The sequence below is a fragment of the Streptomyces sp. CA-179760 genome, from assembly GCF_050937045.1.
Classification (GTDB): Bacteria; Actinomycetota; Actinomycetes; order Streptomycetales; family Streptomycetaceae; genus Streptomyces.
The window spans coordinates 783335-807972 of record NZ_JBNJLZ010000001.1 but is presented as its reverse complement, the minus strand read 5'-3'; the positions used below and the strand labels follow the sequence as shown (position 1 = coordinate 807972).

Here is a 24638-nt window from a genome sequence, read left to right as displayed (position 1 = left end):
GCGCGAGAGAGCGCAGGGCGGCAAGCAGAGCGGAGGGGCCGCCGGGGCGGCCGGAGGTGCGGTTCAGCGCCGGGTTCCTGTTCCCACGTACTGGCGCTCGTCCCAGCTGAACAGCGCGCCCTGCACCGACTTGGCGATGCCCAGGACGGCCTGGAGATGGACGAGGGGGATCACCGCGTCGGTGCCGAGGATCGCCGCCTCGGCCTTCATGGCGGCGTCCTGTCGCCTGCCGGTGTCGGACTGTGCCTGGGCGGCGGCGACGAGCCGGTCGACCTTCTTGTCGCACAGCTGCGACAGGTTGTAGGGGCCGTGGCAGGTGAAGTCGCTGGCCAGGACGGAGACGGGGTCACCCGTGTCGAGCATCATGTTGCGGGAGGTCACGGCGGCGTCGTACTTCCCGGCCAGCAGGTCGCTTTCGACCTGCGAGTCACTGCGCACCACCAGCTTCACCTTGAACCCGGCCTTCTCCAGATCCTGTTGCAGCACCTGGGCGACCTCGGGCAGCTCGGGCCGGGTGGAGTAGGTGGCGATGGTGATGGTCTTGCCGTCGGGGTCGGCAGCCTTCGCCCGTCCGGTGGGCGCGACGCGCTTGCCGGCCGTCCAGGGCAGGGCTGGGCCGAAGACGCCCTTGGCGGTTTCGGCGTATCCCTCGTACACCTGCTTGGCGAGGACGGAGGTGCCGATCGCCTCGCGCGCGGCGGCCCGCAGTCCAGGGTCGGTGAAGGGGCCGGACTTGGTGTTCAGGTACAGGCTTGTGTCGCGGGCGGTGTTCGTCTCGTGGACGGTGTCCTTGTCCAGGGAGGCGAGCTGCGATACGGGTAGCGCCTGGGCGATGTCCACCTGGCCGGTGCGCAGGGCGTTGGCGCGGGCGGTGCCGTCGGCGATGAACTGGACGTCAATGCCCGGGGCCTGCGCGCGGCCGTCCCAGTAGTCGTCGAAGCGGTTCAGGGTGGCTGCCGTGTCGCCGGTGATCTTCGTGATCTCGAACGGGCCGGTTGCGGTGCGGACCGGGTTCACCGTGCCGTTCTTCTCGTACGCCTTCGGGGAGAAGATCGCCAGGCTCGGGTTCGACAGCCGCAGCGGCAGTACCGGGTCGGCGATGCCGGTGTCGACCCGCACCCGGTCCTCGCCCTCGGCCTCGGCAGTCAGCTTCACTCCGCTCAGGGCGGTGGGCGCCGGCTCGGCCCGGGCGGCGTGGGTGAGGGCGGAGGCGACGGCCTTCGCGGTGACCGCGGTGCCGTCCTGGAACGTGGCGTGCCGCAGCGTGAACACCCAGCTCCTGGCGCCCTTCTCGCTGCTCCACGACTCGGCGAGCGCGGGGATCGCGGAGCCGTTGGTGTCCAGCTTGGTCAGCCCCTCCGAGACACCCAGCCTGGACATGGCGAAGGCGTCGTCCTGGCCGTAGGGGGAGTAGTGCTGGGTCGGTGCGAAGGCCAGCGCCACGCGCAGCCGGGCTCCCGCTGCGGAGTCGGACGAGCCAGGGGATGACGAGTCGTCCTCCTTGGAGGCGAAACAGCCGGTCAGGAGGGGAGCGAGGAGCAGGCCGGCTATCAGCCGACGGCGGGGTCTTCTCATGGTTCGCGTTCTTGTCTTCCGACGGGGGTGATCAAGGAGGCTTCGACGGAAGAGTACGTGAAAACTGTTTTCATTTCACCAAGAGGGTTTCAAGATGCGGAATCGCTTCCTCGCGGGGCCGTCGGCTCTTCGTCGTGAGCCGGAGGGCGTGCGTGCGTCCCGCCAGCGGTCTGGTTCGTGTACGCCCGCCGCGTGTGCGCGGCCCCGCTCGGCGTCCACCACTCTCACGGTGCGTACGCGGTATGGGCGTCAACCGTCGTTGTGTGCAGCCAGGATGCGCTGCACTCTCTCGGCGTTCGTCTCGATGTGATGACTCGCCTCGCGCTGTGCGCGCCGGGCGTCGCCTGCCCGGATCGCTTCCATGAGCGGCTCGTGCTCGCTGACCACCTTGCGCGGGTTCTCGTACTCCCGCTCGTGCGCGGACAAAGCCATGAGGTAGAAGCGCAGTTCACGGGTCAGTCCCGCGTGGAACGCGTCGATGCGGCTACTGCCGAGGGCTGCCACGATCGCGGCGTGAAAGGCCAGGTCCGCGGCGACGATGTCGGCACGCTCGTGTGACGTGGTCACCGTCTCGAGGCGGGAGTAGGCCTCTTCCACGGCCGCGAGTTGCTCACCGGAAAGGGGTGTCGCCAGCGCGGCCGTCTCCAAGTGCCGGCGAGCGGTGTAGAGCTCCGCGACCGTCTCGGGTGTCGGAGAGATGATCACGGCCCCGCGGTTCACCTCGAACCGGACCAGACCTCCGTGCTCGAGCAGGCGGACCGCCTCGCGGACCGTGTTGCGCGCGATGCCGAGTTCGGCGGCGATCGCACTCTCGCGCAGGCGCTCACCGGGGCGGAAGGCCCCCGCGAGAATCCGCTGGGAAAGGCCGTCCGCGATCTGCTGCGCGGTCGTCGTCCTGCGGGTCACCAACCCGTCGAGTGCCGTCATGGCGGCATCGTACCGAGCCGGACCCCTAGCGCTCAACAGTAGAACTGTTCTACAGTTCCACACTGGCGGTCGCGCAGCTCGACTTCCCATCTGGGGCAGCGTCTCCGGGCGGTCGCCCGACGGCGCACGTCCTGCCCCCGCCCAGCCACCGCGACGCCAGGCGCTCCGCGTCCGCTTCCGACGCGCAGGCCGTATGACGCGCGCACGGCCCCCGTTGTCGCATGCGCGACCCCGGCAGCGACGCCGCAGAAAGGCTCAGAACAGTGCAGACAGCCCCCGAAGTCACCACAGAGCGCCTCCAGTCCGACGCGCAAGGACCGCTCAGACAACGGCACGTCCGAATGATCGCCCTCGGCGGCATCGTCGGCGCGAGCCTCTTCGTCGGCAGCGGAGCGGTCATCCATACGGCGGGTCCGGCGAGCATCTTGTCCTACGCCTTCGGCGGCCTCTTGGTCATCCTCGTCATGCGGATGCTGGGGGAGATGGCCACCGCCTCCCCCACCCTCGGTTCGTTCATGGAATACGCCCGTGCCTCGCTCGGTGGCTGGGCCGGCTACACCATCGGCTGGCTGTACTGGTACTTCTGGGTCGGTGTCGTGGCGTTCGAGGCGGTGGCCGGCGCCAAACTGCTCATGCTGTGGATCCCGGACGTGCCCCAGTGGGTCTTCTCCCTGATCCTGATGACCCTTCTCACCGCCTCGAACCTCGTGTCCACCCGCTCGTTCGGCGAGACCGAGTTCTGGCTTGCTTCGGTCAAGATCGTCACGATCGTCGTCTTCCTCCTCGCCGGCACCCTCTTCGCTCTGGGAGTCTGGCCAGGGTCCAACCTGTCGGTCGGCAACATCACCCACGGCGGCTTCGCCCCCCACGGCCTGTCGGCGGTCCTGCACGGCATCGTGATGGTGATCTTCGCCTACGTCGGCACGGAGATCGTGACCATCGCCGCGGCGGAGTCCGCCGACCCGGTGAAGTCGGTGGTCAAGGCGACCTCCTCGACGGTCTGGCGTGTGATCATCTTCTACGTCGGCTCGGTGACCCTGCTGGTGATGATCACTCCGTGGGACCAGATCCCGACCCAGACCAGCCCTTACGCGGCCGCCTTCGGCAAGATGGGCATTCCCGCGGCGACCACCATCATCAACGTGGTCGTCCTCACCTCGGTACTGTCCGTGCTGAACTCCGGCCTGTACACCGCCTCGCGGATGCTGTTCGCACTCCAGCGCCACAACTGGGCGCCGAGATGGGTCGCCGACCGCAGCCGTGAGGGAACGCCCTGGAAGGCCATTCTGGCCTGCACGTCCGCCGGTTATGTCGCCGTCGTCATGAGCTACGTCGCCCCGGACGCCGTCTTCGACTTCATCATCAACTCCGCCGGGGCCGTAGGGCTGTTCGTCTACGCGATCATCGCCGGATCGCAGCTGCGCATGCGGCGCCGGCTGGAGCGCCAGGCCCCCGAGCGGCTCAAGCTCCGCATGTGGGGCTATCCGTACCTGAGCTGGATCACCCTGGGAGGCATCCTGCTCGTGGTGAGCTCCATGCTGCTGGTTCCGGACGCCCGCTCGCAGCTCTACCTCAGCATCCTCAGCCTGGCCGTCATCCTCGCCACGTACGGGGTCGTGCGGTACGCGCAGAAGGCCGCCGCACGTCGATGACGAGCCAGGAACCGACGTCGTCCCGGGTGGCTCTCGTCACGGGCGCCACCTCCGGGATAGGCGCCGCAGCCGCCCGGCGCCTCCACCATGACGGATACGCCGTGCTCCTCAGCGGCCGCTGCGATGAACGAGGTGAGGCCCTGGCGCGTGAACTCGGCTCCGTCAACGCCTGCTTCGTCCCGGCCGACCTCACGAAGGACGGCGAACCCGACCGCCTCCTGGAACACACCGTCGACCGGTTCGGCAGGGTGGACGTGGTGGTGAACAACGCGGCAGCCGACCACACCGGAGAGCTGCTGCATGTCCCCGTCGCCGACATCCGCGCCACCTTCGAGATCAACACCTTCGCCGCGATCGCCGTCCTCCAGGCGGCGGGGCGCGCCATGCGGCAGTCGGGCGGCAGCATCGTCAATGTCACCTCCCGGCTGGCCAAGGTGGGCGTTCCCACGATGGGCGTCTACAGCGCCAGCAAGGGCGCGATGAAGGCCCTGACGGCCGCGTCCGCGGTGGAACTCGCGCCGTACGACATCCGCGTCAACGCCGTGGCACCCGGTATGACCCGTACCCCGCTCTACGAGGCATGGCTCAACTCCCACCAGGACCCGGAAGCAGCCGCCCGCAGAGCGGCGGACAGCATTCCGCTCGGCCGGCCGGCCGCCCCGCAGGACGTCGCCAACGCCATCGCGTTCCTGGCCTCACCCGACGCCGAGTACATCACCGGCATCACCCTTCCCGTCGACGGCGGCTACACCGCCCAGTAACCGCACCCCCAGGGGAAAGCCATGTCCAACGAGAACCAGCCCGTCCTGACCGGTCCCGCCCTCTGGAGCGCCCAGGCCCACCTCCCGTCCGTCCTGGGACGCCAGTTGACCGTCGACCGCGCCGAAGGAAGCCACGTCTTCACCACGGACGGCCGCCGTCTGTTCGACGGCACGGCCGGTCTGTGGCACGCAAACGTCGGCCACGCCCGCCCCGAACTCGCCGAGGCCGCCTACGAGCAGATGCGGCGCCTGGAGACGTACCACATCTTCGGCCGCTACCTGAACGACCGAGCCGTCGAACTCGCCGAGCGCCTGGCCACGCTCTCGCCCATCGACGACCCCAAGGCCATCCTCAACAGCGGTGGCTCCGACGCCATCGACGTCGCCTGCAAGCTCGCCCGCCGCCACTGGCAGCGCGAGGGACGCACCGGCAAGACGGCGATACTCAGCCGCGAGTTCGCCTACCACGGCCTGCACGCCTACGGAACCAGCATCGCCGGCCTCGACTTCAACCGCGCCGGCTACGGCACCGAGTCCCTCGTGCCCGAGACCGCCCGGGTATCGACCCACGACATCGAGGCGGTCGAGCGCACGGTGCGCGACATCGGCCCGGAGAACATCGCGGCGATCGTGGCCGAGCCCATCCAGGGCACCGGCGGCGTCAACCCGCCCGCGCCCGGCTACCTGGAGGGTCTGCAGCGCATCTGCCGGGAGAACGACATCCTCCTGATCGTCGACGAGGTCATCACCGGGTTCGGACGTACGGGCCACATGTTCGCCTCCGAGCGGTACGGCCTGCGGCCTGACCTGATCACCTTCGCCAAGGGCATCACGTCCGGATACGCCCCACTGGGCGGCGTACTCGTCGCGCCTCACATCTGGCAGCCGTTCTACCGCGACTCCGCCGACACCCCCGTCTTCCGCCACGGAGCCACCTACGCCGGGCACGCGACCGCCTCCGCCGTCGCCCTGCGCAACCTCGACCTCCTCGAAGAGGACAAGCTGCTGCCCCGAGTGACCGAACTGGAGCAGTTGCTCGCCCGCGAACTGAACGGTCTCACGGCCCGGGCAGCCGTGGTGGAGACGCGAGTGGCGGGTTTCCTGGGCGGCATCACGCTCGCGGACGACTTCAACGCCGAAGCGGTCACCGACGAACTGGTCGAACACGGTTTCATCACCCGACCGCTGCGCGGCAACACCGTTCAGATCAGCCCGCCGTTCATCACCACCGACGACGAGATCCGGCAGCTCGTGGCCGCCATCGACACCGTCCTCGCCGCACAGGAAGCCAAGTGACCACCATGCGCGCCCTCCCTGACGCCGAACCGACCGCCCTGGCCGACTCCGACAAGGTCCTGGCCGACCTCCACCTCGCCGTGCCCGGCGTGAATCGCACCTTCGACGTCCACGATCCGGCCACCGGCCGGACGATCGCCGAGGTCCCCGACTTCGACGTCCGGCAGGCCCTCGACGCCGTTGCCCGCGCCGACGAGGCCGGCCGCTCCTGGGCCGCCACCACCACCCGGCATCGTGCCGACATCCTCCGCACCTGGTACGAGCTGATCCTCGGCAACGCCGACATGATCGCCCTGCTCATCACCCGAGAGATGGGCAAGCCGCTCGCCGAGGCCCGCGCCGAAGTCAACTACGGCGCCGACTTCGTCCGCTGGTACGCCGAGGAAGCGGTACGCCCCGCCGGAAACCTCCGCGACGCTCCCACCGGTGGTGCCCGTCTGTTCACCCGGCGCGCACCGGTGGGGCTGTCGGTCCTCATCACCCCGTGGAACTTCCCCCTCGCCATGGCCACCCGCAAGATCGCCCCGGCTCTGGCCGCCGGCTGCCCCGTCGTCATCAAACCCGCGCCCAACACCCCCCTGACCACGATCTTCGCCGTCCAGCTCGCCTTCGCAGCAGGTGTCCCCGAAGACCTGGTGCAGGTCGTCAACACCACCGACGCCCCCGCGTTCAGCACCGCCGTGCTGGCCGATGCACGGGTGCGCAAGGTCTCCTTCACCGGTTCCACCGGGGTCGGCAAGGTGCTCCTGCGCCTCGCGGCCGACAACGTCCTGAAGAGCTCGATGGAACTGGGCGGCAACGCCCCGCTGCTGGTCTTCGACGATGCCGACCTGGAACGGGCAGTCGACGGAGCGTTCGCCGCCAAGATGCGCAACGGCGGCCAGTCGTGCATCGCCGCCAATCGCATCTTCGTCCAGGACGGTATCGCCGACGCCTTCGTCGAAGCCCTGACCGAGCGACTGGCCACGTTGCAGGTCGGCCACGGACTCGCCCCCGGCGTCGGCCTCGGCCCCGTCATCGACACCAGCGCCGTGAACAGGCTCGCCGGCCTGGTCGAGGACGCCACCCGCCGCGGCGCCCACCTGCTCACCGGCGGCTCGGCTCCCAGCCACCCCGGCACGTTCTTCGAGCCGACGCTGCTGGACCACGTACCGTCCGACGCCGACCTCGCCCGCGCCGAGATCTTCGGGCCGATCGCCGCCGTTCAGCGCTTCTCGCACCAGGACGAGGCCATCGCCCGCGCCAATGACACCGAGCACGGCCTGGCCGGCTACGTCTTCACCGAGAACCTAGACCGCGCCTTCAACGTGGCCGACCAACTGGCCACCGGCCTGGTAGGCATCAACCAGGGCGTCCCCTCGAACGCGGCCGCACCGTTCGGCGGGGTCAAGCAGTCCGGTCTCGGACGCGAGGGCAGCAGCGAGGGACTCGAGGAGTACGAGGAGATCCGTTACTACAACCTCTCCTTGCGTCCGACCAGTTGACGGGCCCTCGTTGGGCTTCGCGCGCGGATTGCCCATGACGGCATGGCGGAGTGGCTCGGGCGCCGGGATTGGAAGATCACTCTTCAGAGCCACGCTCACGTCATGCCCGAGCGCCGGCCTTCTTGCGATCTGTCATGGATGCGTCCTCAACCGTGGAGCCGCTGCGACGCAGGTCGGCCCGACACCGAGTCAGCACGGCACAAAGCCCCGTGCTGGTTCCGTGCTGACCGCGAGGGCCGAGATCATGGAAAACCGCAGGTCCTAGCCTCGATCGAATGAGTTTGTCGTACCACTCGATGGTGGTGCCGATGAGGCTGGCGACGACGATGCGCCTGAGGTTGGCGGGGGGTGGAGGAGCGGTCGCGGGGGAGGGCATCGGCACCACTTCCTGGCGGTTGGCGGGGACGGTTGTGTGTCGCCATACCGTAGGAAACCGCAGGTCAGTGGCGTATGTGGTGGGACACCATAGTTCTGGAGGTGGGAGTGCGTGGGGGCACCATGACGGTGCTGGCGGAGCGACTAGGAGGGCCTCAAGTGGGCCTGCGTGAGCACTGTCCGGGTTGCGTTGGTCGGGCAGGATTTGGTGGCCGGGTGCTGACTGCCGTGCTGGTTTGGTGCTGACCAAAAAGCGCACGCCATCACCTGTCTTCACACTTCCCGTGCTGACTTGGTGCTGACTACGCTGCGTTGAACTCGGTCTTCTGGGGCTGATCGGCCAGCAGTCGCCTGGTCCTGAATGAAGCTGAGGTCCGAGAGCAGGAGGGTCAGGTCTGAGGCGAACGGAATGGTGACCGGCGCAAGGCCCGGAGGCCGCGAGCGATCACGCGTGGGCAGGGAGTCTGATTGCCCGCCAACAGCGCCGCACCCTGGTGCACCGTGGACAATCGGCGCGTCAACGCTCTCTTCGATCCGCCGACCTCGCACGCCAACGCGCCGTCCCGGCCTGGGAGATGGCCATGCTGGGCGACCCGCTCGCCGAGGTAGGCCAGTTCCACTTGTTCTGGAACTGGATCGGACGGTCACAGGAGGAGATCGTACAGGCGCGTCAGGACTGGATGGAAGGCTCGCGATTCGGGGAGGTGAAGGGGTACGACGGTGCTCCCTTGCCGGCACCGGAACTTCCTCTGGTGCCGTTGAAGCCGCGAGGAAGAGTTCGCTGACCTGCGGAAACTCGTCAGCGTTGGTGGCCGCGGGGCGGAAGACGGTCGGGGCATTCTCGCTGTCTTCCACCTGCTTGCCGGAAAGCGCCCTGACAGCCGGCCGGCTCGGGCCGACGTGGTGGACGATTCCACGGTGTGGCTGTCTGTGGGTGGTTGTGGCAGAACTCTTGCTGACCTGATGCTGACCTACCTGACAGCTTGTCAGGTAGGGATGCGAAGTCCTTTTCCCAGCTTCAGTGCATGTGTAGGCGTTTGCAGGTTCGGTGGTGTCCGGACCGATGCCAGTCCGGCTGGTGGCAGGGTCAGACGTTGTGGAGGGATGGCGTCGTTCACGCTGCCTCCTTGTTGGGATGCCACAAGGCCTCGATGTCATCGCTGTCTGCCGGCAGCGCCGCTTGCGTCCGATCCGAAAAGCGCTGCGCCGGAGAGGGGCTAGCAGGTTCTTGGTCTACTGGTGGTACACGGCTCAGAGGCGGCTTGACCAGCTAAAACAGCTCCGATCGCCACAAGCTGCGGACGGCTGGTCCGGGTATGGTCCGGATCTTGGTTCGAAGGTTCGTGGTGATGAGCGCTGCTCGCATGTTGCGCTTGTACGACGATGACGGCCTCGGCACTGCTTCGAGAGGCGACGCAGAAGACTGTCCTGACCGGGCTGCACCAAGGCTGGATCCGGCGCTGACGGAGGCCAGCGGCGGTTTCTTCGACCCGGCCCTACAACCGTGGCGGTGTCCTCACAGGACCGCGACGACACCTCGTTGAGAATCGTCCTGTGGGGGCTCGGTTGGCCGAGGCGTCGCGGCGGCGGGTTGACCAGTGCCTACCAGTGCCTCCCGACCCTGTGACGCCCCCGGGCCGTGGTCGCAGTACCACGGTTCGAAGGGGCGGCTCCGGCGCACTATGGCTGTGAGTGCGCCTCCGCTGCTTTTCGCCATTCGTCGGCAGAGATCCGCTTGGCGTGACCGGGGCTGTTTCCGCAGGTGGGAGACGGACGGTCACGCGCCGTATGAGGGCTGGCGGAAGGGCCATGGTGAACCGCTTGGAAGCTGAGAAGGGCATTCGCCCAGCTGAGCTGCCTCAGGCTCGCTGCCCCGTGACTTGGCTGGCGGTGTGGACCCTCCTGGCCTGATGGCGACTCGACCAGGACGTAGCGCCGTGATGACCCATCAGCTGCTGTCAGTGCCCACTGTTACACCTTTTGTTGGGATGAGCCGCGCTCCGCGGCCCACCGATGGGAGGGGGAAACATGTCGAAGGTGCCGGACGGGTTCCACCGGGTGCGCGGACACATCCGTCGCAATCCGAAGTCCAGGAGCGCCAAGCGCATGAGCGGTTGGATGATCGCCGGCTTACTGGCCGGCGTGTGGCTGTGGGGGCAGGTGTTCGGGTTCAGTGAGTCCACTGCCACGACACCGCCGGCGGATCCGAAGCCGGCGGTCAGCGCGACGGCCGACCGCTGATGGGACGGATACGTCTGCGGCGCCCTCGCGGTGCCGCGGAACTGGTCGCAGCGGCTGTAGTCGCCCTGGCTGTGCTCGTCCTGGTGGCGCGGACGGCGGCCACGGCGGTCGGCACACTGAAGGCGGCCTGGCCTGTCCTCTTGGCTCTCGCCCTGCTCACGGGAGCCGTCGCGGCGTGGCGGATCGGGCAAGCGACCACGATGCGGCGTCGGGAGAAGGAGCGGCTGGCCACTCTGCGGATCACGCTCGCGGAGTTCGACGCCATGGACGACCGTCGCTTCGAGTACGTCCTGCGGGATCTGCTGGTCCGCGACGGCTGGCCGGCCCGCCGAGTGGGTGGCGGCGGCGACCAGGCTGCCGACGTCATCGGTGACCATCCGCAGCGCGACCGGATCGTGGTGCAGGCCAAGCACACCCGCGTCGGCGGGAAAGTGGGCTCATCGGTGATGTACGCGGTGAAGGGGACGGCCGGGCCGGTCCACAAAGCCGATCATGCTGTCGTCGTCACCAACGGAGCCTTCACCCGCGATGCCATGGCGTGGGGCGACCGGCACGGCGTCCACTGGATCGACCGGGAGAAGCTACGGCGCTGGGCCGAGGGCGGTGCGGCTCTGCACGAGCTCCTCGGATTGTCCGCGCGCTCCCGCCCGAGCCGATTCAGGCGTGCGGCATGACTGGCAAAGAGCGTGATCGCTGCCCAAGGGGCACTGCAGAACGACGAGCACGGCGAGCTGTACGACAACCTCAGTCCCTTCTCCGCGGACAACCGCGACGCCGACGCCACCGCGTTCGCCGCCTTCATGAAGCACCTGGCACGCGTGGACGGCCGCGAGAAGACCGTGATCATGGTGCAGGTGGAGAACGAGGTCGGTCTCCTCGGCGCCGCACGCTCCCACGGAGCGGACGCGACAGCCGCCTGGGAGGCCCCCGTGCCGCCCGCCCTGGTGGAGGCGTTGCGCGCCGAGGCCTTTCCGTACGTCAGCGCACCCGCCGAGTCGCCCGCCCCGACGTGGGACAGTCTGAAGGTGGACGCCGACCGCACGGCGGAGCTGTTCATGGCCTGGCACTACGCGGCCTACATCGAGCACGTGGCCGCCGCGGGCCGGGAGCACCACGACGGTCCCGCTGTTCGTCAACGCGTGGCTTGACTCCATCATCCCGGACGCCTCGGGGTCCGAGGACGCCGCCTTCGCCGGCGGCCAGGTGCCTGGCGTCTTCCCCAGCGGGGGACCGCTCCCGCACGTCAGCACGGCCTGGAGCTGGCCGCACCCTCGATCGCCTTCCTCGCGCCGGACGTGTACTTCGGCGACTTCGAGATCCCCTTCAAGAGCTACGCCGACCCAACACCACCTTGTTTGTGCCCGAGACGCGGGCGGACAGCCACGGCATCTCATACAGCTTCCTGGCCATCGGCACGTACGGCGCCATCGGCACCGCACCGTTCGGTGCCGACTCCCTCACCGATGAGGACACCGCCGAACTGCGCCGCACCTATGCCCAGCTCGGGGCGCTGGACAAGGACATCCTCCTCGCGCAGACGCAGGACCGGCTGCGCGGCTTCCGGGTGGCGGGGACCGAGGAGGAGACGCTCACCCTCGGCAGCCATCGATTCCTGGTCAAAAGGCACACGGAACGAGGCCACGGCAAGGACCACGGCTACGGGCTCCTGCTGCAGAGCGACGAGCACACCTACATCGCCGTCGGCCACAACTACACGCTGACCCTCCTGCCCCGCGACGGTCGGCCGGGCGCCGTGCTGCAGGCGGACGAACTCGCGATCACGAACGGCGGGCTCGTGCCCCGCAGGAGGAGACTCAACGGCGACGAGACCGGCGTCGGCACCCACATCAGGATCGCGGCCGACCCGGCCCGCATACACGGCTTCATGCCCGCCAGTGGCAACCCGTCCGGCGTGGTGCGCTTCTCGGTGCACTCCCTGATGGGGCAATGAAAATCCGTCTGCGTGGCTGAACTTGTTGCCGTCGTGGTCAGCGACGACACCAGGCCCCGGCACGTAGACACTCTCGAACTCGGTGCGGAGCGGTGCTCCGCGCCCACCGGCCACCGCCCGAACGAGTTGCCGTCACCGATGAGTTCGACCTTGTCGGCGGCGCTGTAGATCTCGCCGGTGGCCGGCTTGCCCCCCCAGTGCCACGCTGCGCACGGCCGGCTGGCAGGGCTGGCTGTCCAGCGAGTAGGAGGGCCGCCGCGAGCCCTACCGGGGCCGCGACCAGGTCCGCCGCCTGCACGCCCTGCTCCGGACCCTGAGCGCGGACCTCGACTGACGACCGGGGCCGGACACCTCTTCTTCCTGGATGTCGGCGCCAGCGAAGACCCGGGGGTCTACCCAGCCGTCGACGCGCAGCGGCGGCACCTGGGGCGGCGTCCACACCGGCTGACCTGCGTTGGGCAGGGCGGCCATGATCTCGTCCCACACCCGCAGTTTCGCCCGTTTGCGGGCCAGTGCTGGCGCTCCCCGGGGCCACCCGCTGCTGCGTCCTGGTGTCTCGCCGGCCTCCGGCGGTACCCCGTGGCCTCTGGGGCGTCCCGGGGCCCTCGTGCCGCCGGGTCGCTCTCGTGCCCTCGGAGATACCGTCCCGGGCCTCAGTACTGCCGATAGCCCAAGGCGCGCACCGACTCCGGCGAGGGCTCCATCAATTCGATGCAGTCAGTGCGCCACATCAGCACCTGAGTGGAGCCGATGCCGTACCAGCCCTGGCCGCCGATGACGACCGTCAGCCGGGGGTCTTCGGCAACCCACCATTCGAATCGGGCCCGGTACTTGTCGGAGATGCCGTAGGGGGCCGACGTCAGGGCCACAGGCTGCCCGTCGAGGACCCAGCCGATCCCGTGCTCCAGCCACTCATGGTCGGTTGCACCGCTGCCGAACGCGGTGCAACGGTCATGGAGCCGCAGAACCTCCAGGAGGACGACGAATTGGGACTCGTCGGGTGCTGATCAACAGGGTGCCCAGCTCTCTGTGAGTGCGACCGCGTCTGCGACAGCCGGGCGGACTACTCGGCCAAGCACCGCCGACACGAAGTGAATGCCCAAGTCGTCACCGACCAGGCCGGCGACATGCTGTGGATCTCGCCCCCGCTGCCGGGCCGCACCCACGACCTGACCGCGGCCCGCCCCCACCGCATCATCCAGATCTGCGAACGCAGAGCGTTCCCGTCCTCGCCGACCGCGCCTACACCGGCGCCGGTCCCTGGGTCACGACCGGCCTGAAACGGCCACCCGGCGGAGAACTCACCGCCACCCAGCGGACCGTCAACCGCGCACTCGCCCGGGCCCGGGCCCTCGTCGAGCGCGGCATGGCGCGGCTGAAGTCCTGGCAGATCATTCGCAGATCCCGCATCAGCCCCAACCGCATGACCGTCATCGCCAAAGCAGTCCTCGCCCTGGAGAAGCAACGCTGAAAACGCTCACTGCAGGGAGCTATCCAGGGAGGAATTCATCCCCCCCTTGCTCGACTGTTGTAGCCACGCCCCTCAGATACTCTGAGCCTTCGAATCAGGCCGGGCAGGCCGCGAGCGTCTACGGAGTGGAAAACCAGACGCCACCTGGAAATGGATCCGACCAGACGCCTCCGGTGAGTGAAGGCCCTCAGGGGGCCTCGGAAGGTGACGATATCGGAAGGTTTGCCATCGGGGTGGTCCTTCTGACGTCAATGTTCATGACCCTGTTGGCTGAGCTTGCGCTCGCCATCGTCGGTGCAGGGCTAAAGGTAACGGCTATGGCTGGCGTGATCGCGTTCGGCGGTACCTTCGGTCTCGGCTGCCTTGTTATCAAATGGCTGGGGCGTCGTGTGTTTTAGCGAGAATGCTCTCGCGGACGTAGCGCGTCCGGCCTCAGGCCTGCTTCGAAGCGAGTTCGATGACGGTGATGTCGAACGGGGCTGCCACGCGGACGGGTGGGCCCCAGGCTCCGGCGCCGCGGCTGACGTACAGCTGGGTGTCGCTGTAGCGCTCGAGGCCCTCGACGGTCGGGTTGGCGAGTTCGGTGATGTAGTTGACAGGCCAGAGTTGGCCGCCGTGGGTGTGGCCGAAGAACTGGAGGTCCACACCCGCAGCGGGGCGTCGTCGATGACGATGGGCTGGTGGGCTAGGAGGACGGAGGCGCCACCGGGCCAAGGTGCATGTCGCTGACGACGGCGATCCGGTAACCGTACGCGGAGCGAGGGGGGTTGACCAGCGGGACGGTGAGCCGCTTGACCCTCGGTCCGCTGAGCATGCTACGAGGGCCGTAGACGACGGTACTTCCGTGACGTCGTCCCGGCACCGGACGGCTCGTTGTGGGTGCTCACCAACAACACCGACGGCCGCGGCGAGCCGGGCCCGGACGACGACCGGGTACTGAGCGTCCGTTTCGACGACTAACTCGGCAACGAACCGGCGCCCGTACCAGGCCTCTTCATGAAAGGAACTCCATGTCACTCGCACATGCCTACGTCGCCACTTCCGCGACAGGACCGCTCGTTCCCGGAACGGTCGAGCGGCGCCAGGTCGGCCCGAAAGACGTGCTCATCGACATCGCATGGGCGGGCATCTGCCACTCCGACATTCACACCGTCCGCGGGGACTGGGGGGAAGTCCCGTATCCGCTGACCGTCGGGTACGAGATCGCCGGGGTCGTCAGGGAGGTCGGCTCCGAGGTCACCCGTCACGTCTGTCGGCGAGTCCTCGGCGTTCGCGCCGTGGAGTGGTGACTGGAGCAGGCGGTGTATCCGCTCGTGGTCGGGCAGGAGGATGCCTGAACTGTCATCACGGAGAGTGGGTCCGAGCAGCTGGTTCCTGCCGGAACTTCAGACGGTTTGGCCGCCGTCGACGACAAGGGCGGTGCCGGTGGTGAAGGCGCCACCGTCGGAGCACAGCCACAGGACGGCGGAGGCGATCTCCTCGGGCTTACCGAGGCGGCCGATGGGCTCGTCGGCGATGAGTCCTTCGCGGCCTCCGGGGCGGGTGTCGCCGAAGCGGCGGATCATCTCGGTGTCGATGATGCCGGGACAGACGGCGTTGATACGGACGTTGTCGGCGGCGTAGTCGAGCGCGGCGGACTTGGTCAGGCCGATGACGCCGTGCTTGGCGGCCGCGTAGGCGGCTTGGCCCTGGAAGCCCTTGACGCCGGCTCCGGAGGAGACGTTGACGATGGCGCCGCCGCCCTGTCGGACCATGTGGGGGATCTGGGCTTTCATGCAGAGGAAGGCGCCGGTGAGGCTGACGCCGACGACGCTGTCCCATTCGTCCTTGGAGATGTCGGTAGTGGGCTTGACGGGTTGTTCGATTCCGGCGTTGTTGAAGACGGCGTCGAGGCGGCCGAAGGCTTCGACGGTCTTGTCCACGGCTGCCTGTACGTCCTGTTCGTTGGTGACGTCGCAGGTAAGGGTTAGTGCGTGGCCTCCGTCGGCGTCGATGACGCGGGCGGTTTCATTGAGGCTGTCTGCGGAGAGATCGACCAAAGCCACTTGCGCGCCGGCGCGGGCGAAGGCGACGGCGGTGGCGCGCCCGATGCCACCGCCTGCGCCGGTGACGAAGGCCACTTTGCCGTTGTAACCCTCGGGGATCGCGTTCATGTCTTCAGTCCTTCCTTAGCGGTTGCTGCCGGGCTTGGAACGTGGAACGACGTGATCTGCGGGGTGGTCGTCGGTGTGAGCCGGGCCTGTTCTTCTGTCACGCGGGGCGCGCGGTCCGCTGCGGACCTGTTACGGGTGCCGTGCGCCGAGTCGGTCGAAACCAGAGAGAGAATCGAACCTGTGTACCTATATGGGTCGGCGGTGGCGTCCTGTCCCGATCTGAGTGTCGGGGCGTCGTCAGTCGAGTAAAACGCCGGTGTGGCTCTCCAGGGCTTGAAGCACGTGGGCCTGGAACCCTTCGTCCCGCGCTGCAGGGGGCGGTGTCTGAGTCTTCAGGTGATACCAGTAACCGCCGGTTCCAGGGGTCACGTCGGAATGGGTGGCGAGCCACGCTTGTGTCTGTGAGCCGGCGGGCAGGTCGTCCGGCGCTGCGGACCCGCCCATACGAGTGGGAACCCACCCGGGATCGACCGCATGGCTCGAGACCCCTTCCCAGCGTGACGCGAGTGCTAGCGCGAGGCTGGTGACCCACAGTTTGGTGTCGTCGTAGGAACCGGTGCCGTCGGTCAACCGGCGCAGGTCGGTGGAGCCGGTTCGGTGCATTGAGCTGCTGAGGTAGATGAGTCTTGCGGGTTTGGCCATTGGAGCTCGTAACACGATCTTGTTGAGGTGCGCTGGTTGGGCGTGACCGGTCTGTTGGTTCGGCCGTTTGTGATGCTGTGAGTACTCGGCCGTGGATCGTGGATGACGACTTGTGGGCGATGATCGAACCGTTGTTGCCGCCCTGGCCGGAGCGGTCACCAGGCCCGCGGCCGGTGGCGGATCGGCTCTGTCTCCAGGGCATCCTCTACGTCCTCTACAACGACATAGCCTGGCAACTCCTGCCGCTGGAGCTGGGGTTCGGCTCGGGACAGACCTGCTGGCGCCGCCTGGAGCGGTGGCAGCAGGCAGGAGTCTTCGACCAGCTGCACCGCATCCTGCTCGCGGAGCTGAACGCGGCCGGCCAACTCGACTGGTCGCGGGCCTGCGTGGACGGCTCCCATGTCCGCGCGAAAAAGGGGGTGCCGACACCGGTCCGTCGCCGGTCGACCGACGCAAGACGGGCAGCAAACACCATCTGATCTGCGACGGACGTGGCACTCCGCTCAAGGTCATCACGACTGCGGCGAACGTCAACGATGTCACCCAAACCCTCGCCCTGGTCGACGGCATCCCACCTGTCGCCGGCCGCCCCGGCCCTCCTCGCAAGCGTCCAGAAGCCCTGCTCGGAGACAAGGGCTACGACTCCAACCCGAACCGCGAAGAGCTCCGCAATCGGCGGATCCTGCCTGTCATCTCCCGCAAGGGCGCCCCGAACATCAAGGGCATGGGCAAACTCCGTTACGTCGTGGAGCAGACCTTCGCCCTGCTCCACCACTTCAAACGACTCGCCGTCCGCTGGGAACGCCGCACCGAACTCCACGATGCCTTCGTCTCCCTCGCCTGCAGTCTGATCTGCTGGCGACGCCTCAAGAAGGCCCGCTAATGATCGTGTTACGAGCTCTTACAGGCCGCCCCCTTCACGGGACTTGTCCTGCCGAACTCGGACATGCGGGCTTGACAGTCAACGCAGTCGTCGCAGGTCAGGAACTTTCGACCGGACTAAGTTGGTGTGGGATCTCGGGTCTCGTGGCATCGGTGTCTGCCTTGACCTGCAGTTACTCGATCTGTCTCACCGTGGCCGCAGGGCTTGTGTCTCACGGATGGGGCCACATCCTCTCGAGGACTGGCCGCCCAGGCGGTGAGCGTGGGGCTGCGGGATCAGACAGGCCGTTCGGCGGCGGGAGGGGATGGGGTAGTTGCCGCGGCGTGTGCTTGCAAGCGCCCCAGAACGTCCGCAGATGTGGCAGGGAGGGTGTAGGTGACGATGGTCAGGCCGGGGTCGGCGGGGATTTCGAGGGCGTCGTAGTCGAGGTCGAGGTCGCCGATGGCGGGGTGGTGGAAGCGTTGTTGTCCGCTGCGGTAGTACTCGACCTCGTGGGCGTCCCAGCGCAGGGCGAACTCGGTACTGTGGGTGGCGAGTTCGTCGATGAGGTCGGCGAGGTCTGTGTTGCCCGGTGTGCGGGCGGCTTCGGTGCGCAGGCTGCCAACGGCGTTGTGGGCGATGCCGCCCCAGTCGCGGTAGAAGCGGCGGGCTCGTGGGTCGAGGAAGACGAAGCGGGCCAGGTTCGGTGGCTGGTCTTCGGTGTCGAGTGCCTCTTCGTACAGTGCGCGGGCGAGCTGGTTGGTGGCGAGGACGTCGAGGTGGGCATTGCGGACGAACGCGGCGGCGCCGGTCATGGCGTCGAGGATCTGCTGGAGGCTGTCGCGCACGTGTGAGACGCCGCCGTCGCGGTCGGGGGCGCGGTGCGGGGCGTTGGCGGCGCGGATGAGGGCGGCCAGGTGGGCGCGTTCGACGTCGTCGAGTTGGAGGGCCCGGGCGAGGCTGTCGAGGATTTCCTCGGAGACGCTGCCGACGTTGCCGCGCTCCAGGCGGGTGTAGTACTCGACGCTGATCGCGGCGAGCTGGGCTACCTCGGAGCGGCGCAGGCCGCTGACCTGGCGTCGTCCGCCGAAGTCGGGCAGGCCGGCCTGCTGGGGGTGAGGCGGGCCCGGCGGCTGGTGAGGAAGTGGCGGATGTCTTCGCGAACGGTGTCGGCTGGCACGTCCTCAGCGTAGGACACGGGACGGTCGGGAGGGGTACTGGCAGGACCCCTCCAGAGAAGGACTCCCAGGTCAGAGGGGGCGAGTGGTTCTGTGGATGAGTGACCGGCCCTGTCGGGCCGGCACCTTTCCTCTTTTCTCGGAAGGACCTCTGACCGTCATGCCTCTCACTGCTTCGCTGCGCAGGTCGTCGCAGGCGGGCTCGCCCGGATCGGACCGGCACGCCACGGCGACGCTGGCCGCTGCTGTCCTCGGCTTCTTCATGATCACCCTGGACGCGACGATCGTGAACGTCGCCCTGCCCTCGATCCATGACGCGCTGGGCGGCGGCATCACCGGCCTGGAGTGGGTGGTCGACGCCTACACGCTGATGTTCGCGGCGCTGCTGCTGTCCGCCGGATCGCTCTCCGACCGGATCGGGGCGCGCCGCGCATTCGGTGCCGGTCTTGGCCTGTTCATCGTCGCCTCCCTTGCGTGCGGGATCGCCCCCACGCTGCCTGTGCTCATCGCCGCTCGTGTGGTGCAGGGCATCGGCGCAGCGGTGGCCATGCCGACGTCGATGGCGCTGGTGCGCCAGGCGTTCCCGGACCCGTCCCGCCGCGGGCGCGCGGTGGGCGTGTGGGCGATGGGCGGGGCCGTGGCCGCCGCCGCGGGCCCGGTGCTCGGCGGTGTGCTGAGCCTGGCCTCCTGGCGGATGATCTTCTGGATCAACCTGCCCGTCGGCCTCCTCACCCTTGCCCTGCTGTCCCGGACCCCGCACTCGCCGACCCGGTCGGCCCCGTTCGACTGGATCGGGCAGATCACCGCGATCCTCGCCATGGGCGGCCTGACCTTCGGGGCGATCGAGGCGGGCGAGGCGGGCCTGACCGCACCCCAGGTGCTGATCTCGCTCGCCGTCGCGGTCCTCGCACTGGCCGCGTTCGTCTTCGCGCAGGCCAAGGTGGCGCACCCGATGGTGCCGCTCACCCTGTTCCGCTCCCGGACGGTGGTCGTCGCGACCGGCATCGGCTTCGCGTTCATGGTCGGCTTCTACGGACTGCCGTTTGTGTTCTCCCTCGACTTCCAGCAGCAGCACGGCCTGTCCGCGCTCGGCGCCGGCGTCGCGTTCCTGCCGATGATGCTGCTCAGCGCCTTCCTGACGCCGTTCTCCGCCCGGATCGCCGAACGCACCGGCCCGAAGGTGCCCATCATCGCCGGCCTGGTGCTGATGGCGGCCGGATCCCTCGCACTGGCGCTGGTGCCCGCCTCAGCGCCGGTGTGGGTGACCGCGCTGCTGCTGATCCCGATCGGCATGGCGGGACCGCTGGTCATGCCCCCGACCACCGCCCTGCTCCTGGAGCACGTTCCGGCCGAGCAGACCGGCACCGCCAGCGGCGTGTTCAACACCAGCCGCCAGATCGGCGGCGCCCTGGCCGTCGCCGTCTTCGGCGCCCTGATCTCCGGTACGGCCGGCTTCCAGCACGGCTTGGTCATCAGCCTGGTCCTGGTCGCCGCCATCGCCCTGGTCGCAGCCCTGGCCACGACCCGTGTGGGGGCGCTCCGCCACGCCGACGCGTGAGCAGCAGCCGCTGACCGAGCACCGCCATCTGCCATCACCGCACAAACAACGAAGCCTGTGGCGAAGGAGTATTTCGATGAGTGAGACGTTCACGGACAAGGTGGCGCTGGTGACCGGCGCCGGAGCAGGAATGGGCCTGGCTACCGCCCGCGCCTTCGCTGCCGAGGGCGCCGCCGTGGTCCTGGCCGACACCAACGAAGATGCCATCCGCCGAGCCGCTGACGACCTGTCCGCACAGGGCCACCGGGCCCTGGCGGTCGTGTGCGACGTGGCCGTGGAGAGCGAGGTCGCCGACCTCGTCACGCAGACCGTCGACACCTTCGGCCGCCTGGACGCCGCCTACAACAACGCCGGCGTCCAGACCCCCAACGTGGAGACCGCCGACGCCGACGGCGCCGAGTTCGACCGCGTGCAGGCCATCAATCTGCGCGGCGTGTGGAACTGCATGAAGTACGAACTGCGGCAGATGCGCGCACAGGGCAGCGGCGCGATCATCAACTGCGCCTCCATCGGCGGCCTGATCGGCATCGCCGGCCTGGCCTCCTACCACGCCTCCAAGCACGGGGTCCTCGGCATGACCAAGAGCGCCGCGCTGGAGTACGCCGCCCGCGGCGTCCGCATCAACGCCGTGTGCCCCGGCATCATCGCCACCCCCATGGTCGAGCGCATGACCACCACCGACCCCGAGGCCATGGACGCCCTGCTGGCCCAGCAGCCCATCGGCCGCCTCGGCCGCCCCGAGGAAGTCGCCGAGGCCGTCCTGTGGCTGGCCAGCGACAAGTCCAGCTTCGTCATCGGCCACGCCCTGGCCGTCGACGGCGGCTACACCATCCAGTAACGCCCTGCCCCGGCAGGGCCGACCGCAAGAGAGCACCCTGTCCCGCCCCGAGCAGCCCTCCGGCGCCGCCCGCATGTACGGCGACTTGGCCCCACAGCTCGTGCACTTCACCGACGACGCCCTCTTCGGCGAGGTGTGGAAACGCCCCGGCCTCAGTCTCCGTGACCGCTCGCTGATCACTGTGGCGAGCCTGGTCACCAGCGGCAGCACCGAACAGCTGCGCCACTACCTGGGCCGAGCCAAGGACAACGGCGCCACCGAGGCCGAGCTGATCGAGGCCATCACCCACCTGGCCTTCTACACCGGCTGACCCCGCGCCATGTCCGCGATGGCCGTCGCCAAGGACCTTTTCCAGGGCTGACCGCCCCCCGATACACACGATGACCCCGGCCGTGCAGCGGCGCGGCCCCATGCAAGGAGCGATCTCATGGAACTGCTCGAGCGTCCCGCCTCCCGGAAGCTGCCGGAGGCCAACCGGTGACGCCTGGGCCGATGCCATCTACCGCGGCGCCAAACCGTCCCGGGCACGGGCGAACGCCGTGCACTTCGCCCCCGGCGCCCGCACCGCCTGGCACTCCCACGGCATCGGCCAGACCCTCTACATCGTCGAGGGCATCGCCCTGATCCGGTCCCGCGGCGGTAAGGTCCTCGAGGCCCACCCCGGCCAGGTCATCTGGACCCTGCCGGACGAGGAGCACTGGCACGGCGCCGCCCCCGATCACTTCATGACCCACATCGCGCTGTGGGAAGGCGACGACGTCACCTGGCTCGACCACGTCACCGACGCCGAATACGCCGGCCCCCGCACCCGCGACCTGTGAACCGCCCCTCCCACTTCCTCCCCACGTCAGCAAAGGGAACCGCCATGCGTGGAGCCGTCCTCCACCGTCCCGGCGACGTCCGCGTGGAAGAGCGCGACGCCCCGACGATCCTCAAGCCCACCGACGCCGTGATCCGCACCTTCGCCACCTGCGTGTGCGGCTCCGATCTGTGGGACTACCGCGGCATCAACCCCGCCAAGGACCCCGCGCCCATCGGGCACGAGTACGTCGGCATCGTCGAAGAAGTCGGCGACCAGGTCACGACCGTCCGGGCGGGCCAGTTCGTCGTCGGTTCCTTCTTCGCCAGCGACGGCACGTGCCCCAACTGCGTCAACGGCTACCCGAGCAACTGCCTGAACCGGGAGTTCGTCGGCGGCTGCCAGGCCGAGTACGTCCGCATCCCGTGGGCGGACGGCACCCTGGTGGCCACCTCCGAACTGCCCACCGAAGCACAGGTGCCCGACCTGCTGGCCTGCTCCGACGTGATGGGCACCGGCTGGTGGGCCGCCGTCGCCGCCGGCGTGCAAAAGGGCGACACCGTCGCCGTCGTCGGCGACGGAGCCGTCGGCCTCTGCGCCGTCCTGGCCGCCCGCGAACTCGGCGCCGAACGCATCATCGCCATGTCCCGCCACGAACCCCGCCAGCAGATCGCCCGCGCGTTCGGGGCCACCGACATCGTGGCCGAGCGCGGCGACGAGGGAGTGACCCGGATCAAGGACCTGACCGGCGGCATCGGCGCCGACCGCGTCCTGGAATGCGTCGGCACGCAGCAGTCCACCCAGCAGGCCCTCAGCTCCACCCGCCCCGGCGGCGGTGTCGGCATCGCCGGCGTTCCCCACGGTGTCCGGATCGACGGTGCCGCACTGTTCTACCCCCACGTCGCCGTCCAGGGCGGCCCGGCGCCCGTACGCCGCTTCCTGCCGAACCTCATCGACCGCGTCATGACCGGCCGCATCAACCCCGGCCGCGTCTTCGACCTGGCCCTGCCCCTCGACCGCGCCGCCGAGGGCTACCAGGCCATGGATGAGCGCCGCGCCATCAAGGTCCTGCTGCGTCCTTGACCCGACCTCACCGCGGCGCTTGTGGGGTGGAGCCGGGCCCCGGCCAGTGCCACCCCACAAGCCCGTCCGCGCCACCCCTCACCACCCGGCGGCCAATCAAGCCCCGATACAAGGAGCGAACAGATGAAGACGACGCGCGTCGCATCGCGCTCCGCCACCCTGGCGGCCGTGGCGCCGTTGATCGCAACCTTGGTGTCCTGCAGGTCCCATACCTCAACCGACGCAGACGCGGTCCCCAGCGGCAGGTCCTCTCCTTCGAGGACGGCATCCGCTCCCGCCACCGGGGAGGCGGGCAGAGGAATCGACAGGCCCATCACCGAACGGGACGTGGGCGGCGTGTGGAACAACCACCGGGACACCGAACTCCATCAGCAGATCCGTTTCACCCGCGACCACGAATGGCACGAGGACCAGCACGGCACCCGGAACATCTACCACGGGACGTGGGAGATCACCGGGAAGCGGACGGTCCTGCTGCACGACTGGGACGAGGAGATCCGCTTCTCCCCGGACAACTACAACGAGTTCACCGTGGTCTCCTTCGACCACGTCCTCACCAAGGACAAGGACGCCGACCCGGCTGCGGCCCGGTAGATCCGCAGCGTGTCCGACGCCTCCCCGACGGTGACCATGAACAAGTCAAAGAACCTTCAGCCGATGGCAAAAATGCCAGCTTATGAGAAGTCGTCGCGACGGGGGAGGTCCTGCCAGTACCCCGCCCGACAGGCTCTCCCCAGCGTTCGCCGCTCCCTGTTGCATAGCTGTGAGCACACCGTGAGCGCGCGGCACGACTCGGAGGCGAGAGCGTGCAGAGGCCGCTCGCCCTGTGAACGAAAGGCACTGGACAGATGGCACTCTCCGGCAGCACAACCGGGCAACGCGTACCCCGGCGTACACGGCGTACCAAGGGCGGCCTGTGATGCTGAGGGGACGCGGCAGGGAACTCGGCGCCTTCCTCAGGGCCCGGCGCAACGAGTTGCGCCCCGAAGCGGTGGGCCTCACGGTCTGGGACGAGCCGCGCCGCGTGCCGGGACTGCGGCGCGAAGAAGTCGCGGAGCTGGCCGCCATCAGCACGGACTACTACACCCGCATCGAGCAGGCACGCATCGCCGTCACCCCCAGTGTCCTTGCCGCCGTGGCGTCCGCGCTGCGACTGGACGACGCCCAGCGCCACTACGTCTTCGGCCTGCTCGGCCAGCACAGCCGCCAGGAGAGGCGGGCCCGGGCGCAGAGCGTGCAGCCCCAGCTGCAGCAGCTGCTGGACGGCCTGACCACCATCCCGGCACTCGTGCTCGGGCGCTACATGGACGTACTGGCCTGGAATCAGCTCGCGGCGCTCCTGGTCACCGACTTCGCGAGGATTCCGCAGCGCGAACGCAACTGGGTGCGGCTGATCTTCCTCGACCCGCGGATGCGGGAGGTCCACGCCGACTGGGAGGACGTGGCGCAACAGGCGGTGGCCCAGCTGCGCATGGAAGCGTCGGCGAACGTCGGCAGTGCACGCCTGCAGGCCCTGGTCGGTGAACTCGCCGAGCGTGATGCGGCGTTCCGGGCATGGTGGTCGTCGTACCAGGTGGCGATAGAGGTCCGCGGCACCACCATCGAGCACCCGGTGGTGGGAACCCTGCAACTGGAGAGCAGCACCCTGGCCAGCACGGTAGATCCCGACCAGCGGCTGGTCACCTGGACCGCCCCGCCGGGCAGCGGCGCCGACCGCCGGCTGCAGGAGCTCTCACAGCTGCCGGCCGAGGCCGCATGGACTGCCGTCGCCGTCTGACCGCGCCGGCCTGCC

General features: G+C 68.7%; 26 protein-coding genes and 3 pseudogenes. 22 read left to right on the top strand and 7 right to left on the bottom strand.

Annotated elements, in window-relative coordinates; translation table 11 throughout:
• Positions 1–63: 63 nt before the first annotated feature.
• Positions 64–1575: an ABC transporter substrate-binding protein gene (locus ACQEV8_RS03435; RefSeq protein WP_432957222.1), complete on the bottom strand. Its 1512-nt coding sequence runs from the start codon at positions 1573–1575 to the stop codon at positions 64–66.
• A gap of 249 nt (positions 1576–1824) precedes the next feature.
• On the bottom strand, positions 1825–2502 hold the full coding sequence (locus ACQEV8_RS03430) for a GntR family transcriptional regulator (RefSeq protein ID WP_432957220.1): 678 nt from the start codon (positions 2500–2502) through the stop codon (positions 1825–1827).
• Between the two features lie 263 nt (positions 2503–2765).
• Between ACQEV8_RS03430 and ACQEV8_RS03425 the strand changes: the two genes are divergently transcribed.
• From ACQEV8_RS03425 to ACQEV8_RS03380, 10 genes and pseudogenes are all read left to right on the top strand, one after another.
• Positions 2766–4154, top strand: a complete 1389-nt coding sequence (locus ACQEV8_RS03425; protein WP_432957219.1) for an amino acid permease — start codon at positions 2766–2768, stop codon at positions 4152–4154.
• Complete coding sequence (locus ACQEV8_RS03420) at positions 4151–4915, top strand: SDR family NAD(P)-dependent oxidoreductase (protein WP_432957217.1); 765 nt, start codon at positions 4151–4153, stop codon at positions 4913–4915. Before ACQEV8_RS03425 ends, ACQEV8_RS03420 begins: the two co-directional genes overlap by 4 nt.
• Positions 4916–4936: 21 nt before the next feature.
• Positions 4937–6211 carry an aspartate aminotransferase family protein gene (locus tag ACQEV8_RS03415; RefSeq protein ID WP_432957216.1) on the top strand — a complete coding sequence of 425 codons (1275 nt, stop codon included), beginning with the start codon at positions 4937–4939 and terminating at the stop codon, positions 6209–6211.
• Positions 6212–6216: 5 nt separating this feature from the next.
• Complete coding sequence (locus ACQEV8_RS03410; protein ID WP_432972398.1) at positions 6217–7695, top strand: NAD-dependent succinate-semialdehyde dehydrogenase; 1479 nt, start codon at positions 6217–6219, stop codon at positions 7693–7695.
• Between the two features lie 995 nt (positions 7696–8690).
• Positions 8691–8855 (top strand): annotated as a pseudogene (locus tag ACQEV8_RS03405) (pirin family protein); the annotation flags it as partial.
• A 1243-nt stretch (positions 8856–10098) separates the two neighbouring features.
• Positions 10099–10311: a hypothetical protein gene (locus tag ACQEV8_RS03400; RefSeq protein WP_432957214.1), complete on the top strand. Its 213-nt coding sequence runs from the start codon at positions 10099–10101 to the stop codon at positions 10309–10311.
• Positions 10311–10985 (top strand): restriction endonuclease, encoded by a 675-nt coding sequence (locus ACQEV8_RS03395; RefSeq protein ID WP_432957212.1) that lies wholly within the window; start codon positions 10311–10313, stop codon positions 10983–10985. The genes ACQEV8_RS03400 and ACQEV8_RS03395 overlap by 1 nt, the downstream gene beginning before the upstream one ends.
• Before the next feature lie 12 nt (positions 10986–10997).
• Positions 10998–11459, top strand: a complete 462-nt coding sequence (locus tag ACQEV8_RS03390) for a hypothetical protein (protein ID WP_432957211.1) — start codon at positions 10998–11000, stop codon at positions 11457–11459.
• Positions 11460–11668: 209 nt separating this feature from the next.
• A complete protein-coding gene (locus ACQEV8_RS03385; protein WP_432957209.1) occupies positions 11669–12262 on the top strand; it encodes a DUF5597 domain-containing protein in 594 nt (197 codons plus the stop codon).
• Between the two features lie 12 nt (positions 12263–12274).
• The gene (locus tag ACQEV8_RS03380) at positions 12275–12430 is read left to right on the top strand and encodes a hypothetical protein (RefSeq protein WP_432957207.1); all 156 of its coding nucleotides are present in this window, start codon (positions 12275–12277) and stop codon (positions 12428–12430) included.
• Positions 12431–12915: 485 nt separating this feature from the next.
• On the opposite strand, the gene ACQEV8_RS03375 is transcribed toward ACQEV8_RS03380, so the two are convergent.
• Positions 12916–13131: a hypothetical protein gene (locus ACQEV8_RS03375; RefSeq protein ID WP_432957206.1), complete on the bottom strand. Its 216-nt coding sequence runs from the start codon at positions 13129–13131 to the stop codon at positions 12916–12918.
• 156 nt (positions 13132–13287) lie between these two features.
• Between ACQEV8_RS03375 and ACQEV8_RS03370 the strand changes: the two are divergent.
• Both ACQEV8_RS03370 and ACQEV8_RS03365 read left to right on the top strand, forming a co-directional pair.
• Positions 13288–13733, top strand: a pseudogene (locus ACQEV8_RS03370) (transposase family protein); the annotation flags it as partial.
• Positions 13734–13858: 125 nt separating this feature from the next.
• On the top strand, positions 13859–14131 hold the full coding sequence (locus ACQEV8_RS03365; protein ID WP_432957204.1) for a hypothetical protein: 273 nt from the start codon (positions 13859–13861) through the stop codon (positions 14129–14131).
• A gap of 34 nt (positions 14132–14165) precedes the next feature.
• Here ACQEV8_RS03365 and ACQEV8_RS03360 read toward each other — a convergent pair.
• Positions 14166–14506: pseudogene (locus ACQEV8_RS03360) on the bottom strand (metallophosphoesterase); the annotation flags it as partial.
• Between the two features lie 237 nt (positions 14507–14743).
• On the opposite strand from ACQEV8_RS03360, the gene ACQEV8_RS03355 reads away from it, so the two are divergent.
• Positions 14744–15022 carry an alcohol dehydrogenase catalytic domain-containing protein gene (locus ACQEV8_RS03355; RefSeq protein ID WP_432957202.1) on the top strand — a complete coding sequence of 93 codons (279 nt, stop codon included), beginning with the start codon at positions 14744–14746 and terminating at the stop codon, positions 15020–15022.
• Positions 15023–15118: 96 nt separating this feature from the next.
• Here the strand turns inward: ACQEV8_RS03355 and ACQEV8_RS03350 are convergent, their stop codons facing one another.
• Positions 15119–15886, bottom strand: coding sequence for a glucose 1-dehydrogenase (locus ACQEV8_RS03350; RefSeq protein WP_432957200.1), 768 nt, complete (start codon positions 15884–15886; stop codon positions 15119–15121).
• 237 nt (positions 15887–16123) lie between these two features.
• Positions 16124–16528 (bottom strand): hypothetical protein, encoded by a 405-nt coding sequence (locus tag ACQEV8_RS03345; RefSeq protein WP_432957198.1) that lies wholly within the window; start codon positions 16526–16528, stop codon positions 16124–16126.
• A 119-nt stretch (positions 16529–16647) separates the two neighbouring features.
• Between ACQEV8_RS03345 and ACQEV8_RS03340 the strand changes: the two genes are divergently transcribed.
• Positions 16648–17411 (top strand): IS5 family transposase gene (locus tag ACQEV8_RS03340; protein WP_432972395.1). Its coding sequence is split into 2 segments (ribosomal slippage): positions 16648–16923 and positions 16926–17411, totalling 762 coding nucleotides; the frame shifts between segments, so codons are not numbered across the junction.
• Positions 17412–17686: 275 nt separating this feature from the next.
• Here the strand turns inward: ACQEV8_RS03340 and ACQEV8_RS03335 are convergent.
• Positions 17687–18421: a helix-turn-helix transcriptional regulator gene (locus tag ACQEV8_RS03335; RefSeq protein ID WP_432972392.1), complete on the bottom strand. Its 735-nt coding sequence runs from the start codon at positions 18419–18421 to the stop codon at positions 17687–17689.
• Between ACQEV8_RS03335 and ACQEV8_RS03330 the strand changes: the two genes are divergently transcribed.
• From ACQEV8_RS03330 to ACQEV8_RS03295, 8 genes are all read left to right on the top strand, one after another.
• Positions 18308–18583 carry a hypothetical protein gene (locus ACQEV8_RS03330; protein ID WP_432957196.1) on the top strand — a complete coding sequence of 92 codons (276 nt, stop codon included), beginning with the start codon at positions 18308–18310 and terminating at the stop codon, positions 18581–18583. The two genes, ACQEV8_RS03335 and ACQEV8_RS03330, sit on opposite strands and share 114 nt — an antisense overlap.
• A gap of 145 nt (positions 18584–18728) precedes the next feature.
• Positions 18729–20126 carry an MFS transporter gene (locus ACQEV8_RS03325; protein ID WP_432957194.1) on the top strand — a complete coding sequence of 466 codons (1398 nt, stop codon included), beginning with the start codon at positions 18729–18731 and terminating at the stop codon, positions 20124–20126.
• Positions 20127–20196: 70 nt separating this feature from the next.
• Positions 20197–20964: a glucose 1-dehydrogenase gene (locus ACQEV8_RS03320; protein WP_432972389.1), complete on the top strand. Its 768-nt coding sequence runs from the start codon at positions 20197–20199 to the stop codon at positions 20962–20964.
• An 85-nt stretch (positions 20965–21049) separates the two neighbouring features.
• Entirely contained in the window at positions 21050–21274 is a 225-nt protein-coding gene (locus ACQEV8_RS03315) for a carboxymuconolactone decarboxylase family protein (RefSeq protein ID WP_432957192.1), read from the top strand.
• Positions 21275–21344: 70 nt separating this feature from the next.
• Positions 21345–21785: a (R)-mandelonitrile lyase gene (locus tag ACQEV8_RS03310; protein ID WP_432957191.1), complete on the top strand. Its 441-nt coding sequence runs from the start codon at positions 21345–21347 to the stop codon at positions 21783–21785.
• A 44-nt stretch (positions 21786–21829) separates the two neighbouring features.
• The gene (locus ACQEV8_RS03305; protein ID WP_432957190.1) at positions 21830–22846 is read left to right on the top strand and encodes a zinc-dependent alcohol dehydrogenase family protein; all 1017 of its coding nucleotides are present in this window, start codon (positions 21830–21832) and stop codon (positions 22844–22846) included.
• A 327-nt stretch (positions 22847–23173) separates the two neighbouring features.
• Positions 23174–23440, top strand: coding sequence for a hypothetical protein (locus ACQEV8_RS03300; RefSeq protein WP_432957189.1), 267 nt, complete (start codon positions 23174–23176; stop codon positions 23438–23440).
• A 325-nt stretch (positions 23441–23765) separates the two neighbouring features.
• Entirely contained in the window at positions 23766–24623 is an 858-nt protein-coding gene (locus tag ACQEV8_RS03295; protein WP_432957187.1) for a helix-turn-helix domain-containing protein, read from the top strand.
• Positions 24624–24638 lie beyond the last annotated feature (15 nt).

Excerpts from the sequence above, each read along its gene's own strand:
- ACQEV8_RS03395 (WP_432957212.1), top strand. The coding sequence starts at position 10,311 with ATGGGACGGATACGTCTGCGGCGCCCTCGCGGTGCCGCGGAACTGGTC.
- ACQEV8_RS03430 (WP_432957220.1), bottom strand. The coding sequence starts at position 2,502 with ATGACGGCACTCGACGGGTTGGTGACCCGCAGGACGACGACCGCGCAG.
- ACQEV8_RS03410 (WP_432972398.1), top strand. The coding sequence starts at position 6,217 with ATGCGCGCCCTCCCTGACGCCGAACCGACCGCCCTGGCCGACTCCGAC.
- ACQEV8_RS03400 (WP_432957214.1), top strand. The coding sequence starts at position 10,099 with ATGTCGAAGGTGCCGGACGGGTTCCACCGGGTGCGCGGACACATCCGT.
- ACQEV8_RS03355 (WP_432957202.1), top strand. The coding sequence starts at position 14,744 with ATGTCACTCGCACATGCCTACGTCGCCACTTCCGCGACAGGACCGCTC.
- ACQEV8_RS03295 (WP_432957187.1), top strand. The coding sequence starts at position 23,766 with ATGCTGAGGGGACGCGGCAGGGAACTCGGCGCCTTCCTCAGGGCCCGG.
- ACQEV8_RS03310 (WP_432957191.1), top strand. The coding sequence starts at position 21,345 with ATGACCCCGGCCGTGCAGCGGCGCGGCCCCATGCAAGGAGCGATCTCA.
- ACQEV8_RS03420 (WP_432957217.1), top strand. The coding sequence starts at position 4,151 with ATGACGAGCCAGGAACCGACGTCGTCCCGGGTGGCTCTCGTCACGGGC.
- ACQEV8_RS03435 (WP_432957222.1), bottom strand. The coding sequence starts at position 1,575 with ATGAGAAGACCCCGCCGTCGGCTGATAGCCGGCCTGCTCCTCGCTCCC.
- ACQEV8_RS03350 (WP_432957200.1), bottom strand. The coding sequence starts at position 15,886 with ATGAACGCGATCCCCGAGGGTTACAACGGCAAAGTGGCCTTCGTCACC.
- ACQEV8_RS03305 (WP_432957190.1), top strand. The coding sequence starts at position 21,830 with ATGCGTGGAGCCGTCCTCCACCGTCCCGGCGACGTCCGCGTGGAAGAG.
- ACQEV8_RS03345 (WP_432957198.1), bottom strand. The coding sequence starts at position 16,528 with ATGGCCAAACCCGCAAGACTCATCTACCTCAGCAGCTCAATGCACCGA.
- ACQEV8_RS03325 (WP_432957194.1), top strand. The coding sequence starts at position 18,729 with ATGCCTCTCACTGCTTCGCTGCGCAGGTCGTCGCAGGCGGGCTCGCCC.
- ACQEV8_RS03415 (WP_432957216.1), top strand. The coding sequence starts at position 4,937 with ATGTCCAACGAGAACCAGCCCGTCCTGACCGGTCCCGCCCTCTGGAGC.